Genomic DNA, 15831 nt, shown 5'->3' with positions numbered 1-15831 from the left:
GGGAGTGAAATCGGGTCCTTTGGGGACTATCGCCAGCTATCGAAAAACTGCCGTAACGTGTTGATTTGGAAGGAAATTAGTCGCGGCAGCTATCGGTGGCTATCGCCGGCCAGCGGAACAGGTTGGCGGTAGAAGTCTCCTCTGGAAAGCATGATTTCATGCGGCTTTCCGGGCATCAGCAGGTATCCTGGCCCCTGACGGTAAAAGCCGTCACGAACAGGAGGAAAAACCTCAATGCTCACCGACACAGCACTGCGCAACCTCAAGCCTAAGTCCAAGACTTATAAGGCTTCCGACCGCGCTGGCATGGGCGCTTCCAAACGTGGTGCGACTGACTAGCCGCCTCGACTCATCCCATGTCACGTATCCGGCAGCGCCGCGCTCAAGCCCACGTTTCATGCAAATGGCGCCAGGCAACGCGGGCGTCGCCCGCAAGCACGAACAGCGCCGTGGCACGCCGTTCGGATGCGCCTTCATGCCAGGCTTGCGCTTCGCGGTAAGTGACCATGGCCGAGCCAGCGTCCTCGTACACGAGCGTCAATTCATCGATCTCGATCCGCAGCCCGGCCCTGGCCCCGCGCAGGCGTGAGAACACCGAGGGGAGGCCGCCGTCTTCCAGTCGTGTTCCGGAGGGCGAAATCATGCTGAAGCCAGGCTCAAAGCGTTGCAGCAACGCGTCCAGTACCGTGTTGGGGCATTCGGCGCTGGACAGCCATTGCTCGATCAGCGTGTGGGTGTGCGCGACTTCACGCAGGCAAAGGGCGGCGAGGGTAGGCATGGATGGATCTCCTTGGGAAATGAAGCCCGGCGGATGGCTCGGGCGGTTATCGGGACGTCGATGGCTTTGCCAGTAGCCGGCGGTGCCCGTCGTCCAGGCGCCAGATGACAAAGAGCGGTACCAGGCTGCATAGGCTGGCGACGAGAAAACACAGGTGGAACACCAGCGTCAGCGCGGCGCTGCCGCGTGCGCCGGCCAGGCCGGTGAGGTGGTGCTGGATGAGTAGCTGTCCCAACAGCAGGCTGGCCAGCGCGACTCCGAGGCAAAACGACAATTGGCGATTGAGGTTCCACACCGCGCTGGCGCGGTGCATCCACGCGGGCGCCACGTTCAGCAGCGCCAGGGTTTGCGCGACGCTGGAGCAGATGCCGCCTCCCGCCCCCATCAACAGAAAGGCGGCGAGCATGCGCTGGCTGTCGCCGGGCCCGCCGACTGTCGCCAGCAGGGCAATGCCCGTCGCATGCACGATGGTGGCAGGCAGCAGCAAGGCACGCGGTCCGATCCGCTTGAACAGCCGGCCGGCCAGCGCCATGCCTGCGGCGGCGGCCAAGGCGTAGGGAATCATCAGCGCGCCCGCATCGACGGCGCGCAATCCCAGCGCGTTCTGCAGGAAAAACATATTAAGCAGGCTGACACCGGTAAACACGCCCGGTACGAACAGGTAGACCAACATGGCCGCGCGCAGCAAAGGGTCGCGCAGGACGCGAAAATCCAGCACAGGGTGCTTGCTCCGGCGTACGTGCCGCAACAAAAGCAAGCCTGCTGCCAGGCCTCCCACGACGAGGGCAGCCCCCATGGCAGGGTCGCCAGCGCGCTCAAAACGCGACAAGCCGGTCAGCAGCAGTGCCAGCGACAGGCTGACCAGCCCGATGCCGATCACGTCCGGCCGGTCGCTGGCGCTTCGTTCGCCAGGCTGCAGCCAGAGCACGGCAAGCACCAGGGCGAACAAGGCCAGCGGAATATTGAGCCAGAAGACCCAGTGCCAGCCCAATCCGTCCACGATAACGCCACCGAGCAGGGGCGACAACGCGGGGGCGAGCAGGGCGCAGGCCATCACGATCACCGACAGCCGCGCGCGCTCTGCCTGGGGATAGAGCCGGTACGTCATGGCTTGGCCGACCGGGATCAGCAGGCCGCCGCCCAGGCCTTGCAGCAGGCGCCAGGCGATCAGGGCTTCAATGCTGCCCGCGAAGCCAGCGCCGGTCGCCGCCAGCGAGAAGATGCCCAGGGATGCCACGAAGATTGCCTTGTCGCCATAGCGGCCCGCGAGCCATGCGCTTGCCGGGATCACCAGCGTCAGGCCCAAGGTGTAGGCGTTGGCCACCCAGGCCACGGTGCCCACGCAGGCGTGCAGCGACTGCCCGATCTCGGGAAACGCGACCGATGCCATGAACATATTGACCAGGTCGATAAAGAAGCCGAGCAGGTAGACCGACGCAACGCGTGATTTGTAGGGCATGGAAAGTCTTGGAATGGCGCCGCGCGCCATTCGGGTTCAGGCGGGAAGACGGCATTCTAGAAACCATGGAGCGATAAAAAAATAGCCGGGCGGCCGATATACTGTTCTCCGATTTTTGACAATAACGACCGACGACATGATCAACCTGAACCGTCTGGCGATGTTCGCGGCCGTGGTGGAGTGCGGCTCGTTCACCGCGGCAGCCGACACGCTGGGTACCACCAAGGCCGTTGTCAGCTTCAACGTGAAGCAGCTGGAGCAAGAGCTGTCGGTGGCATTGCTGACGCGCAGCACGCGGCGCCTGGCACTGACGGAGGCGGGCGAGCGGTTCTATCACGACTGCTCGGTCTTGTTGCGGCAGGCCGAAGCGGCCGTGGCGCAGGCCCGCTCGGGTCATGCATCCTTCTCGGGCAGCTTGCGCGTAACGGCATCGGTGGATTACGGCAACCTCGTCGTCGCTCCCGCGCTGGCCGGTTTTGCGCGCCTGCATCCCGAGCTGCGGGTGAGCTACCAAGCCAGCTCGACCCACGCCGACTTGATCGCGGAGCGGCTTGACGTTGCCATCCGGGTGGGGCCGCTGGAAGACTCGCGCCATCGCGCCAACCCGATCGGGCATTTCAACCTGGTGATCGTGGCAAGCCCGGCGCTGCTGAGTGCCACTGGCATGCCCGATTCGCTGCAGGCGATGGCGGCGCTGCCGTGGCTTGCCAATCGCCCGGGGCAGGGCGGGCAATGGACCCTGGCTGACCCACACGGCAAGCCGCATACGATCCGGGTCCGCAACGTGGCCCACGCGGACACGGCCTCGGCCCTGCTAGCGTTTGCGCTGGCCGGCTGTGGCGTCGCGGCGCTGCCGGAGTGGCTGCTTGACGACCATCTCAAGGGTGGACGGCTGCAGATCCTGATGGCGGACCATGTCTTGCCACGGGCCGAGGTCTTTGCTGTCTATCCGGATACGCGCCACGTCAGTGCCAAGGTGCGTGGCTTCATCGACCATCTGCGCGCATTCCGGCCCGGGCGGGCCTAGGGCTTGAACGAGCCTTCGATGGTGTAGCGCGATCCCGGATGCACCAGCCGCGCCAGCGTGATCGGCGAGCCCTGGCTTTCGGTGCGGCGGATCACGATCAGGCAGGGCTCGCTCGGCTTGACGCCCAGCAGCTCAGCCTCCTGCTCGGTGGGCAGTTGCGCCTCGATGGAGTATTGCGCCTCCCATAGCGGCGCCACGGTCAGCAGGTAACTGGTGGGCGTGGTCTTGGTGAAGTCCACCTCGAGGTAGTCAGGCGCCCGGGCGGGGTTGACGTAGCGATCCTCGCATAGCAGCGGCACGCCGTTCTCGCTATGCACGATCAGGGTGTGGAAGATCTTGCTGCCCGGGGGCAGCCCGATACGCTGCGCCAAGGCCTCCGTGACGACTTCGGCGCGCGCCATATGCACGTCCGAACGGTGGCGGTGGCCGCGCTCCGTGATCTCATCGTGCAGGTCGCGAATGGTGAGGGTGGACGATGCACGGTGGGGTTGGGTGGCGAACGTGCCGACGCCCTGCACGCGTTCCACCAGGCCTTCGGCCTGCAGTTCGCGCACCGCCCGGTTGGCGGTCATGCGGCTGACGCGGAACTGGGTGACCAGCTCGGATTCCGACGGCATCAGGGTGCCGGGCGGCCAGCGCCCCGCGCTGAGTCCGTCTTTCAGGTAGTTCTTGATGTGCGCGTAGGCGGCGGCGGGCGGCAGGTAGGTCATGGCCCGCAGTTTACTTGACCACGCTTGTCTAGCCAATTTCCATTAGGGGGGATTTTCTCCGGTTTGACGCCGGCGTTCGCCGAATATGGGGGCGCCGCGTTTTGGGTTTTGGCTCCGCTCAGGGTAATCCCGACTCGCTCAGTTGTTGTCTCATCTTGTATATACAAGAATATGCAGCGCCATCGATGGTTCGAAGATGCGGGAAGCGCAGGCGCGCAGGCGAAGGGGTAATCGGAGACGGCATGGCAAGGGTGAACGTGTTCCCGGGTTGGTATGTGGTTGGCGCGACGCACGTGCTGCTGGCGCTGATATTTGGCGCGGCGTACTCGTTCGGCGCCTTTTTCGCGAGTATCCAGGAAGGCTTCCGGGTGGGGAGTTCATCGGCGGCTTCCGTGTTTTCGTTCACCGCGCTGATTTACTACGTGGTGGGCGTATTTTCCGGCTCCCTGGCCGACCGGATCTCCACCCGCCGGGTCATTGCAACGGGCATTGTCCTGCTGGCGCTGGGCTTTGCCATTGCCAGCCTCGTCACGGATTCGCTGGCGTGGTTCCTGATCGCCTTCTGTTCGCTGGTGGGCCTGGGCGTAGGCCTGGTCTACGTGCCGGCGGTGACGGCGGTGCAGCGCTGGTTTGTCAGGCATCGCAGCAGGGCGTCGGGCCTTGCGCTGGCGGGCACCGGGCTTGGCACCTTTGTCGGGCCGGTGGTGGCGGGGCTGCTGATGGAGCATATGAGCTGGCAGGCGACGATGCGTTGCTTCGCACTGGCCATTGCCGTGGCCGGGCTGGCGATGGCGATGCTGCTCAGGGGGCGGCCGGAGGAGGCCGGCCTGCACCCCGATGGCGCGCTTGTGGCGCATGGCGCTGCCCAGGCGCCCGCTCCGCGCGGGCTTAGCCTGGCGCAGGCCGTGCGCGGCGGGCGATTCTGGTGGTACTTCGGCGCCATCCTGCTGGGCTCGGTCGGCCTGTTCGCCGCGCTGGTCCATATCCATCCGTACGCGCGGCAGCACGGCATGTCTTCCACGGCGGGGAATCTGCTGATCGGGCTGGTGGGTGCCGGCAATATCCTGGGCCGCCTGTTGCTGGGCGGGCTGGGTGACCGGCTGGGCCCCGGGCGGCTGCTTGTGTGCCTGACGCTGATGCTCGCGCTGCTCAACGGCGTTTGGCTTGGGGGCACGGGGCTTCCCTGCGCTGGCGCTGTTTGCCGTCCTGTTCGGCGCGGCCAACGGCGGCTGCATCTCCTTGTACCCGGCGCTCGCCGCGACCTGGTTCGGCACCGCAAACCTCGGGGCGATCCTGGGGGCGCTGTACATCGCGGTGGGCATTGCCGCGATGGCGGGCGGCAGCCTCGCCGGCTGGCTCTTCGATGCCTACGGCAGTTACTCGATGGCGATTGCGGTGAGCGGATGCTGTGCGCTACTGTCGGCCGCCTGCATTGCACGTGCAAGCCGCCATGAAAAAAGCGGCTCAGACCGAGCCGCTTAACCTGTTCCATCGACCTATCGACCTATCGACCCATCGACCCATCGACAGCGTGTTGCCTTACGCCACCGCCATGCCGCCGTGGCGCAGCAGTGCGTCGATCTGCGGCGCGCGGCCACGGAACGCGGTGAACGATTCCATGGCCGGGCGGCTGCCGCCCACCGACAGGATTTCCCTGCGGTAGCGCGCGCCGGTCTCGGCGTCCAGCACCGTGCCAGAGAGCTTCGCGGCTTCCTCGAAGGCCGCGTAGACGTCGGCGGACAGCACTTCGGCCCACTTGTAGCTGTAGTAGCCCGCCGCATAGCCGCCGGCGAAGATATGGCTGAAGGTGTTCGGCCAGCGCGAGAGCGGGTGCTGGGGCACCACGTGGGCACGATCGTTGACCTCCCGGGACAGCGCCAGCACGGACTTCTCGCCGGCGGGGTCGAAGTCGGTGTGCAGGTGCATGTCGAACGACGAGAACACGATCTGGCGCAGCGTCATCATGCCGTTCTGGAAGTTCTTGGCGGCCAGCATGCGTTCGAACAGGTCGCGCGGCAGGGACTCGCCGCTGTCGACGTGCGCGGTCATGTTGGCCAGCACCTCGTATTCCCAGCAGAAGTTCTCCATGAACTGCGAGGGCAGCTCAACGGCATCCCATTCCACGCCATTGATGCCGGACACGCCCAGCTCGCCCACCTGGGTGAGCATATGGTGCAGGCCGTGGCCGAACTCGTGGAACAGCGTGATCACTTCGTCGTGGGTGAAAACCGCGGGCTTGCCGCCCACCGGCGCCGTGAAGTTGCAGGTCAGGTAGGCGACCGGGGTTTGCACGCGGCCGCCGTCGAGCAGCTTGCGGCCGCGGGCGTCGTCCATCCAGGCGCCGCCGCGCTTGCCTTCGCGGGCGTACAGGTCGATGTAGAACTGCGCCAGCAACTCGCCCTCGGGCGACACCACGCGGAACAAGCGCGCATCGGCGTGCCACGTCTGGGCCTGGTCTGCCTCGATACGCACCGAGAACAGCTTCTCCACCACGCCGAACAATCCCTTGAGCACCTGCGGCTCGGGGAAGTACTGCTTCACCTCTTGCTCGGAGAACGCGTAGCGCTGCTCGCGCAGCTTTTCCGATGCGTAGGCCACGTCCCAGGGCGACAGGTCGTTCAGGCCCAGCTCACTCGCGGCGAAGGCCTTGAGCTCGGCCCAGTCCTTCTCGGCGTACGGGCGCGCCTTGGCGGCCAGCTCGTCCAGGAAGCGCAGCACTTCGGCCGGGGATTCCGCCATCTTTGGCACCAGCGAGACTTCGCCGAAGGAGGCGTAGCCGAGCAGCTGCGCTTCTTCGCGGCGCAGCGCGAGCTGCTCGCGCATATTGGCCGTGTTGTCCCATTCAGCCTTGCCCTGGCCGTACTGCTCGGCCAGCTCCGAAGCGCGGGTGACGCTGGCCTCGTACATGGTCTGGCGCAGCGCGCGGTCGTCCGCGTATTGCAGCACCGGGAAGTAGGAGGGGAAGTGCAGGGTGAATTTCCAGCCTGGCTTGCCGTCCTCGCCGCCCTTGGTGGCGGCATGGCGCGCCGCTTCCAGCGCATCTTCCGGGATGCCGCTCAGGCGGCCCTCGTCCTCGATCACCAGCGCGTAGGCATTGGTGGCATCGAGCACGTGGTCGGAGAAGGCCTTGGACAACTGGGCCTGCTGTTCCTGGATCGCAGCAAAACGGGGCTTCTTGTCTTCGGGCAGCTCGGCGCCGCCCAGGCGGAAGCCGCGCAGTTCGTTTTCCATCAGCTGGCGGCGGGCCGCGCTCATGGTGGCGAATGCCGGGCCGGCGGCGATCGCCTTGTACTTGTCGTAGAGCGCCAGGCTCTGGCCAAGCGAGGACCAAAACTCGGTCATGCGCGGCAGGTTGTCGCTATGCGCCTGGCGCAATGGCGGCGTATCCGCCACCGCGCTCAGGTGGCCAACCACGCCCCAGGCGCGCCCGAGCGGCTCGGTGGCGGCTTCCAGCGCTTCCACGGCATTGGCCCAGCTGGCTTCGGTGGCGGGGTCCTCGGCGCGGTCGACGGCGGCTTGCGCGGTCGCCAGCAGCACGTCCAGCGCCGGGCCGATGTGCTCGGGGCGAATCTCGGAGAAACGCGGCAGGTCGGAGAAATCCAGCAGCGGGTTGGCGGCGTTGGCTTGGTTGGCGGCTTGGTCCATGACGTCTCTCTTGGCGGTGCCCGTAAGGGCAATGCCCCGCACATTGGGGCGGGGCGGCAGGATTTCCAGTGCCGCACGCGGTGCCGGCGCGCATGACGCCTGCACCGTGCGGCGTGCGGCCTTTAGCCGGCCGCGCGCTCGGCGGCTTCCAGCGTATTGATCAGCAGCATCGTGATGGTCATCGGGCCAACGCCACCCGGCACCGGCGTGATGTAGCCCGCGACTTCCTTGACACCGTTGAAGTCGACATCGCCGCACAGCTTGCCGTTGTCGTCGCGGTTCATGCCCACGTCGATCACGGCCGCGCCGGGCTTGACCATGTCGGCGGTGATGATGTTGCGACGGCCCACAGCGGCCACGATCACGTCCGCGTCACGGGTATGGGCGGCCAGGTCGCGCGTCTTGCTGTTGCAGATAGTGACGGTGGCGCCGGCCTGCAGCAGCAGCATCGCCATTGGCTTGCCGACGATATTGGAGGCGCCGACCACCACCGCGCGGGCGCCGCGCAGCGGGAAATCGACCGATTCCAGCATCTTCATGCAGCCATAGGGGGTGCACGGACGGAACAGCGGGGCGCCGGTCATCAGGGCGCCGGCATTGGCCACGTGAAAGCCGTCCACGTCCTTTTCCGGAGCGATCGCTTCCAGCACTTTGTGGCTGTCGATATGCTTGGGCAGCGGCAGCTGCACCAGGATGCCGTGGATGTGCGGGTCGCGGTTCAGGGTGTCGATGCGGGCCAGCAGGTCGGCCTCGGACAGGTCGGCGGGGTAGCGGTCGAGCGAGGAATGGAAGCCATTGTCGTCGCAGGCCTTGACCTTGTTGCGCACATAGACCTGGCTAGCCTGGTCTTCCCCCACCAGGACCACGGCCAGGCCGGGCCGGTGGCCGCGTTCGGTCAGGCGGGCGGCGCGTTGGGCGGCTTCGGTGCGGAGTTGCTTGGCAAGGGCGTTGCCGTCGATGAGTTGGGCTGGCATGGGGATGGGCGCTGGAGAGCTGGAGGTGGTCAAAGCGGAATTATAAAGGTTGATGCAACCCGGGGCGCAGGAGAGTGGGGCGCTGGTAGCATGGCCGCATGGATGCCCTGAATCGTTTCGCCGTGGCCGCCGCGCCGGCCGAGCAAGCTGCGCTCATCGTACTCAGCCTGGCCGCAATGGCCTGGGCGCTGAGCCGCCGGCCCTGGCAACTGCTCGGGCGCGACGAATTGCAGAATGGCTGGCTGGGCGCGCTGGTCTTGCTGGCGCTGCTATGGACGCTGCGCGCGACGCTGCCGGGCGGGCTGGCGATCCAGCTGTTCGGCGCCACCCTGATGGTGACGCTGTTCGGGCTGCCGCTGGCCCTGCTGTCGCTGTTCGCGGTGGACCTGGTGTCTTTCCTGGGGCTGGGCTACCTGGCTGGCGACACCTGGGCCCGGCTGGGCTGGGCGGCGCTGTGGCCACGCTATGTCTGGATGGGATTGTTGCCGGCCTTGTTATCGGCGGTGCTGCAGGGGGGCATGCGCCGGCTGCTGCCGCACCATCCTTTCGTGTTTATCCTCGGCCACGGCTACTTCGCCGCCGGCCTGGCCGCCCTGGGCGCTGGCGCGGCGCGGGCGATCTGGCGTAGCTACAGCGTGGGGGATGGCGTGCTGTCGTTGGCCGATACGCTGACCGCCGTGCTGATCCTGGCGTTTGGCGAGGCCTTTCTCACGGGCATGCTGGTGGCCGTGTTCGTGGTCTACAAGCCGCAATGGGTCGTCACCTTCCGCGACGAGGACTATCTGACGCGGTAAGCCGGCAGTCCTGCCCCGGGCGGGGCGGAACTGCCTTGGTGCGCCAGCCGGGCGGCTTCAGCTGTTCTTGGACAGGGCCAGGCGCAGCAGGTCGGCCACGGTGTTGACGTTGAGCTTTTCCATGATGTTGGCGCGGTGCGCCTCCACGGTCTTGATGGAAATGCCCAGGTCGTCGGCGATCTGCTTGTTCAGCCGGCCTGCCACGATGCGCTCCAGCACCTGCTGCTCGCGCGTGGTGAGCTTGCCCAGCAGGTCCTTGGCGGCGCGCTGCTCGCGGGCCGCGGAATGGTCGGTGCGGGCCTTTTGCAGCATGCGTTCCACCAGCGAGCGCAGCTCGGACTCATCGAACGGCTTTTCGATAAAGTCGATCGCGCCCTTCTTCATGGTGGAGACCGCCATCGGCACGTCGCCGTGGCCGGTGATGAAGACGATCGGGATATTGATGTTCTCCGCGATCATGCGTTCCTGCAGCTCGGGCCCGCTCATGCCCGGCATCCGCACGTCCAGGATCAGGCAGGAGACCTGGCCCGAGTCATAGGCGGAAAGGAACTGTTCGGCGCTGGTAAAGCTGCGAACCTGGTAGCCATTGCCCTCCAGCAGCCAGGTCAGCGAGTCGCGCATGGCTTCATCGTCGTCGACGATGAAGACAGTCTCGCCGCGGTGGGAGGTGGGGTTTGGCGTTACGGTCATGAAGTCTCCTGGGACATCAAAGTCATTTGCCGCCAAGTGTAACCGGGCCGGGCGGCAAGCAACAGGGGCGGCCCTGGCGCGCCTGATCTTGTCTTGTCAATGCCGGGCGGCCCGCCCGGCGCGTTATTGGTCGCTTATTGGTCGATCAGCGCCGGCTGCAGCGGCAGCATGATCTTGAACGTGCAGCCGATGCCATCGGCATTGTTCTCCACCCACAGGCGCCCCTGGTGGGACTCGATGATGGAGCGGCAGATATTCAGGCCCATGCCCATGCCGTCGGACTTGGTGCTGAAGAACGGTTCAAAGAGGCGTTCTTTCGTGGCCTCGTCGACGCCTGGGCCCTGGTCGATCACGTCGATGCGCATGTTCGGGCCGATCTCGCCCGGCTCGATGCGCGCGTGCAGGCGCACCACGCCGGTGGCACGCAGGGCTGGCAGCCCGGCCATGGCCTCGACGGCGTTCTTGAGCAGGTTGACCAGCACCTGCTCGATCAGTACCGGATCGACGAACAGCACCACCGGCGGCGCCGGCAGCCGGGTCAGGATGGTGACGCGGCGGCGGGTGGCCTCCAGGTCGGCCAGCCCGACGGCATCGGCCACGATGTCGTGCAGGGCGGCTTCGCGCCGCTGGGGCTGGCTGCGCTTCACGAAGCCCCGGATGCGGCTGATGATGGTGCCGGCGCGCACGGCCTGCGCCGAGGTCTTCTCCAGGATCGGGATCAGGTCCTCGGCGGTGCTGCGCCCGGAGCGCAGCCGGGCCACCGCGCCCATGCAGTAGTTGTTGATGGCCGCCAGCGGCTGGTTCAGCTCGTGCGCGAGCGACGACGCCATCTCGCCCATGGTGGTCAGGCGGCTGGTGAACTGCAGCCGTTCCTCATGCTGGCGGGCCATTTCCTCGGCGGCCTTGCGCACCGTGATATCGGTGGCGATCTGCATCTGCGCCAGGTGGCCGTCCACCCACTGAATATAGCGGCGGCGCACTTCGAACCATTTCTGCATGTCGGGTACGAACACTTCCCGCGCGTCCGAAGAGTAGGGCATCAGTTCCGAGGCCGGCAGGCCGGCGTAGGCGTCGACGAAATCGGTGGCGTCGCTGGAGACCTGCTCCTTGTCGACCTCGCCGCCGGCCAGCTTCAGGTGGCCCTCGGCTTCCCAGCCGAATAGCTGCCGGTAATAGCGGTTGGCGAACAGCAGTTCGGGCTTGTCGGTGGCCAGCACGGACACCGCGGCGTCCAGGCTTTCCAGCACCGTGGTGAAACGGTCGTGGGCGGCGGCGAGCTCCTCGCGGGCGCGTTTGGGCTCGGTGATGTCCGTCATCGAGGCCATCCAGCCGGTGTGCCTGCCACGGCTATCCACCAGCGGCGAGACGTACATGCGGGCATAGAAGCTGCTGCCGTCGCGCCGCATGGCGCGCATCTCATAGCCGCTGGCCGGGGACTTGCCCTGCAGCGTCAGGTCGATCTGCTTTTGCATCTCCTGATGGTCGTTGGGCGGCCAATAGGGGAAGGGCGGCACGCGGCCGACCAGGTCGCTGTCCTGCCAGCCGGTCATGCGGCAGAAGGCGGGATTGACGTAGGTGATGCGGCCGTTCAGGTCGAGCGCGCGCAACCCGATCAGCATCGAGTTTTCCATCGCGCGGCGGAACGAGGTCTCGGCCAGCAGGGCGCGCTGCGCCTCGGAGCGCCGGCTGGTGTGGCGCCACATGCTCCACAGGCTCCACAGCAGGAAGCACGACAGCCCGACCACCAGCCACAGCAACATGTTGTTGGGCAGGTTGGACGCGGGTGGATAGGCGTCGGCGCGCAGCGACAGCGAGTGCCCCGGCGGGTCGAGCAGCACCTCGTAGGACAGCGCATTGCCCGGCACCGGCCGCAGCGAGGTGCTGGCGCGGATCTGGTTGTTCTTGTCGATCAGCGAGAAGCGGTAGCGCTCGGTCAGCTCCGGCGGCAGCAGGTGGGTCAGGATGCCGTTGATGGAGTAAAGCGCGCCGAGGGTGCCGAGGAACTCGTTGTCCCGCACGATCGGCACCTCCATCAGCATGAAGCTGTCGCCGCGGTCATTGACCAGCGGGCGCGAGTACACCACGCGCTGCGTTTCGCGCGCGGCGTCGAAGGTATCGAGCACCTCGGGCTCCAGCGGCTGGTCCTGGGTTTCGCGCAGCCGGCTGGCAAATTCGGACGTGGACGGCAGCGACCAGCGCCCGCGCCGGGTCGCGTCCAGCCAGTTGACGAAGACGATTTCCGGGTTCTCGCGCAGGATTTCCTGCGCGGCGGTGCGGTAGGCGCCCTGGTCGAGCTGGGCGGCGGCGATGTCGCGCGCCAGCGAGGCCAGCTGGTCCTGGTTGCTCAGCAGGGACAGGCGCACGCGCTGCTGGGCCCAGGCCGCGTCGCGATAGAGCGCGTCGCGTTGCTGCTGGCGCTCGGTTTCATGGAGCGACCACAGGATCACGCCCATCGCCACCGTGAACAGCACGATCGCCACCAGCGGGATAAACATGAACCAGCTGGTCGCCACCAGGTTGCGCCAGCGCAGCCACCACAATCCGCGCGGCGGCCCGTTGACGGCGGCGGGCTCGTCCACATGGCCAAGCGTATCGAGGGGCGTCAGCGGGTTGGGCGGGGCGGCCAGCGTAGGGTCGCTGCCGCTCGCCTTGGCGGAGCCGGAAGCGGAGGGAGGGACGACTGCGGCGCGGAGGTGGGAAAAGAAATCTTTGAGGGACGGCATGGTGGGATTGACGACTGACCGACCAGTGTAGCGGGATTGAGGCGCCCCGTCGCTTGGGGTAAGCGCCAATGCGGCACTGCGGCATTCCTGCCGATGGCGCGGCGGGCCGGCGGCGTTTGGTGGCAAGGGCTGGCGCAGTTTTGTTGTGCGCCGCCGCAATATTTCACATTATAAGAAACCATATCGCAATTTGAAAATTGGGCTTGTCTTGCTCAATGTGCTTCCATAGAATCGGTCCGACCGAAAAGTGCGGACGGCAGTGCTGCGTCCGGTCCTGCCAGCCTCGCTGGCAAGCCCGGGCGGAGTGCTAGCGAAGGACCGTGCGAAGACACTCGCGGCCCGCGCGCCGTACCGTAGTCACACCGTCAGGCCGGGGCTCCCACTACAAGAATCAGGGGGCACCGAGGCAGGAATTCACCAGGAGACAGTCATGTCAGCTGTACCAGAGCAGATCCTCGGCGCAAGTAGCGCCAACGACGCCGATCCCCAGGAAACCCACGAGTGGCTTGACGCCCTGCAGGGCGTGATCGCCGCCGAAGGCACCGACAGGGCCGCCTTCCTGATCGACAAGCAGATCGAATACGCACGCGTGAACGGCGTCACCCAGCCGTTCCACGCTGAAACGCAGTACATCAACACCATCCCGGTGGAGCAGCAGGCCCGCATTCCCGGCGACCAGGACATCGAGCACCGCATCCGCTCGTACACTCGCTGGAACGCCATGGCGATGGTGCTGCGCGCCAACAAGCACACCAACGTTGGCGGCCATATTTCCTCGTTTGCCTCGGCGGCCACGCTGTATGACGTCGGCTACAACCATTTCTGGCATGCCCCGTCCGAGAAACACGGTGGCGACCTGGTGTTTGTGCAGGGCCACTCGGCACCGGGCGTGTATTCGCGCGCCTTCCTGCTCGGCCGCCTGAGCACGGAACAGCTCGACAGCTTCCGCCAGGAAGTCGACGGCAAGGGCATCTCGTCCTACCCGCACCCGTGGCTGATGCCGGACTTCTGGCAATTCCCGACGGTGTCGATGGGCCTGGGCCCGATCATGGCCATCTACCAGGCCCGCTTCATGAAGTACCTGCACAGCCGCGGCCTGGTGCAGACCGAAGGCCGCAAGGTCTGGGCTTTCCTGGGCGACGGCGAGACCGACGAGCCGGAATCGCTGGGCGCGATCGGCATGGCCGGGCGCGAGAAGCTGGACAACCTGGTGTTCGTGATCAACTGCAACCTGCAGCGCCTGGATGGCCCGGTGCGCGGCAACGGCAAGATCATCCAGGAACTCGAATCCGAGTTCCGCGGCGCCGGCTGGAACGTGATCAAGGTGGTGTGGGGCAGCCGCTGGGACCAGCTGCTGGCACGCGACAAGAAGGGCCTGCTGATGAAGCGCATGATGGATTGCGTGGACGGCGAGTACCAGACCTTCAAGGCCAAGGACGGCGCCTACGTGCGCGAGCATTTCTTCAATACGCCCGAGCTCAAGTCGATGGTGGCCGACTGGTCCGACGAGGACATCTGGCGCCTGAACCGCGGCGGCCACGATCCGCACAAGATCTTTGCCGCCTACAGCGCCGCCAACGAGCACAAGGGCCAGCCCACGCTGATCCTGGCCAAGACCATCAAGGGCTATGGCATGGGCGACGCCGGCCAGGCCATGAACATCAGCCACCAGCAAAAGAAGATGCCGGTGGACGCGATCCGCCGCTTCCGCGACCAGTTCAACATCCCGGTCGGCGACGACAAGATCGAGGAAGTGCCATACATCACCTTCGAGGAAGGCTCGAAGGAACTGGAATACATGCGCGCCCGCCGCATGGACCTGGGCGGCTACCTGCCGGCCCGCCGCCAGAAGGCGGAAGCCCTGAAGGTGCCTGAGCTGTCCGCCTTCGATGCGCTGCTCAAGGCCACCAGCGAAGGCCGTGAAGTGTCCACCACCATGGCCTTCGTACGGATCCTGAACACGCTGCTCAAGGACAAGCAGATCGGCAAGCACGTGGTGCCCATCGTACCCGACGAGTCGCGCACCTTCGGCATGGAAGGCCTGTTCCGCCAGATCGGCATCTGGAACCAGCAAGGCCAGAAGTACGTGCCGGAAGACCACGACCAGCTGATGTTCTACAAGGAATCGCAGACTGGCCAGGTGCTGCAGGAAGGCATCAATGAAGCCGGCGCCATGTGCGACTGGATCGCCGCCGCCACGTCGTACTCGACGCACGGCATCCAGATGATCCCGTTCTACATCTATTACTCGATGCGGTGATCATGCAGGATGGCCTGCGCCGCATGTACGCTGAGCAGGAAGACGTCTACTACTACCTGACGGTGATGAACGAGAACTACGAGCACCCGGAAATGCCGGCTGGCGTAGAGGGCGACATCGTCAAGGGCATGTACCAGTTCAGGAAGGGCGTGGAAAACAGCAATGCGCCGCGCGTGCAGTTGCTGGGTTCGGGCACGATCTTCCGCGAGGTGATCGCAGCCGCCGACCTGCTCAAGAAGGACTGGGGCGTCGAATCGGATCTGTGGGGCTGCCCGAGCTTTACCGAACTGGCCCGCGAAGGCCACGACGTGGAGCGCTGGAACCTGCTGCACCCGGCCGAGCCGCAACGCGAATCGCACGTGACCAAGAGCCTCAAGTCGGTGCGCGGCCCGGTGATCGCCTCGACCGACTATGTACGCGCCTTTGTCGACCAGATCCGTCCCTTCGTGCCGCGCCGCTTCGTGGTGCTGGGCACCGACGGTTTCGGCCGCTCGGACACCCGCGAGAAGCTGCGTCATTTCTTCGAGGTGGACCGTCACTGGGTGACTTTGGCTGCACTGAAGGCGCTGGCCGACGAAGGTGCCATCGGTCGTGACAAGGTGGCCGAAGCCATCAAGAAGTACAACCTCGACCCCAACAAGCCGAACCCGATGTCGGTCTAACCAGGCAACCCCCGCAGGCGCGGCAACGCCGCGTGCGCGGGCGCCAGGCTGATGCCCGGCGCCTTGCGGCGCGGCGGCGTGACAGATCACGGCGGTGAGGGTAACCTCA

At 66.0% G+C, this 15831-nt stretch carries 10 protein-coding genes and 2 pseudogenes; 5 read left to right on the top strand and 7 right to left on the bottom strand.

Annotation, left to right across the window (positions count from 1 at the left end; translation table 11 throughout):
• Nucleotides 1-382: 382 nt before the first annotated feature.
• A complete protein-coding gene (locus OR16_RS00510) occupies nt 383-778 on the bottom strand; it encodes a hypothetical protein (protein ID WP_006156006.1) in 396 nt (131 codons plus the stop codon).
• Between the two features lie 46 nt (nt 779-824).
• Nucleotides 825-2237, bottom strand: a complete 1413-nt coding sequence (locus OR16_RS00505; RefSeq protein WP_006156005.1) for an MFS transporter — start codon at nt 2235-2237, stop codon at nt 825-827.
• 136 nt (nt 2238-2373) lie between these two features.
• Here OR16_RS00505 and OR16_RS00500 point away from each other — a divergent pair, with 136 nt between their 5' ends.
• A complete protein-coding gene (locus tag OR16_RS00500) occupies nt 2374-3264 on the top strand; it encodes a LysR family transcriptional regulator (protein WP_006156004.1) in 891 nt (296 codons plus the stop codon).
• On the opposite strand, the gene hutC is transcribed toward OR16_RS00500, so the two are convergent.
• A complete protein-coding gene (gene hutC / locus OR16_RS00495) occupies nt 3261-3974 on the bottom strand; it encodes a histidine utilization repressor (protein ID WP_006156003.1) in 714 nt (237 codons plus the stop codon). The two genes, OR16_RS00500 and hutC, sit on opposite strands and share 4 nt — an antisense overlap.
• A 185-nt stretch (nt 3975-4159) precedes the next feature.
• On the opposite strand from hutC, the pseudogene OR16_RS00490 reads away from it, so the two are divergent.
• Together OR16_RS00490 and OR16_RS47590 are read left to right on the top strand one after the other, a co-directional pair.
• Nucleotides 4160-5083, top strand: a pseudogene (locus OR16_RS00490) (MFS transporter); the annotation flags it as partial.
• A 55-nt stretch (nt 5084-5138) separates the two neighbouring features.
• The gene (locus OR16_RS47590) at nt 5139-5456 is read left to right on the top strand and encodes an MFS transporter (protein ID WP_337459796.1); all 318 of its coding nucleotides are present in this window, start codon (nt 5139-5141) and stop codon (nt 5454-5456) included.
• Nucleotides 5457-5513: 57 nt separating this feature from the next.
• On the opposite strand, the gene OR16_RS00485 is transcribed toward OR16_RS47590, so the two are convergent.
• Complete coding sequence (locus OR16_RS00485; RefSeq protein WP_006156001.1) at nt 5514-7619, bottom strand: M3 family metallopeptidase; 2106 nt, start codon at nt 7617-7619, stop codon at nt 5514-5516.
• Nucleotides 7620-7741: 122 nt separating this feature from the next.
• Nucleotides 7742-8593, bottom strand: a complete 852-nt coding sequence (gene folD, locus OR16_RS00480) for a bifunctional methylenetetrahydrofolate dehydrogenase/methenyltetrahydrofolate cyclohydrolase FolD (protein ID WP_006156000.1) — start codon at nt 8591-8593, stop codon at nt 7742-7744.
• A 98-nt stretch (nt 8594-8691) separates the two neighbouring features.
• Between folD and OR16_RS00475 the strand changes: the two genes are divergently transcribed.
• Nucleotides 8692-9387, top strand: a complete 696-nt coding sequence (locus tag OR16_RS00475; RefSeq protein WP_006155999.1) for a hypothetical protein — start codon at nt 8692-8694, stop codon at nt 9385-9387.
• 57 nt (nt 9388-9444) lie between these two features.
• Here the strand turns inward: OR16_RS00475 and OR16_RS00470 are convergent, their stop codons facing one another.
• Together OR16_RS00470 and OR16_RS00465 are read right to left on the bottom strand one after the other, a co-directional pair.
• The gene (locus OR16_RS00470) at nt 9445-10077 is read right to left on the bottom strand and encodes a response regulator transcription factor (RefSeq protein ID WP_006155997.1); all 633 of its coding nucleotides are present in this window, start codon (nt 10075-10077) and stop codon (nt 9445-9447) included.
• Nucleotides 10078-10211: 134 nt separating this feature from the next.
• Complete coding sequence (locus tag OR16_RS00465) at nt 10212-12800, bottom strand: PAS domain S-box protein (protein ID WP_006155996.1); 2589 nt, start codon at nt 12798-12800, stop codon at nt 10212-10214.
• 430 nt (nt 12801-13230) lie between these two features.
• On the opposite strand from OR16_RS00465, the pseudogene aceE reads away from it, so the two are divergent.
• Nucleotides 13231-15722, top strand: a pseudogene (gene aceE, locus OR16_RS00460) (pyruvate dehydrogenase (acetyl-transferring), homodimeric type).
• Nucleotides 15723-15831 lie beyond the last annotated feature (109 nt).

Origin of the sequence: Cupriavidus basilensis OR16 (assembly GCF_000243095.1) — a bacterium.
In the GTDB taxonomy this organism is placed as follows: Bacteria; Pseudomonadota; Gammaproteobacteria; order Burkholderiales; family Burkholderiaceae; genus Cupriavidus; species Cupriavidus basilensis_D.
This window is presented reverse-complemented; position numbering and strand designations above follow the sequence as displayed.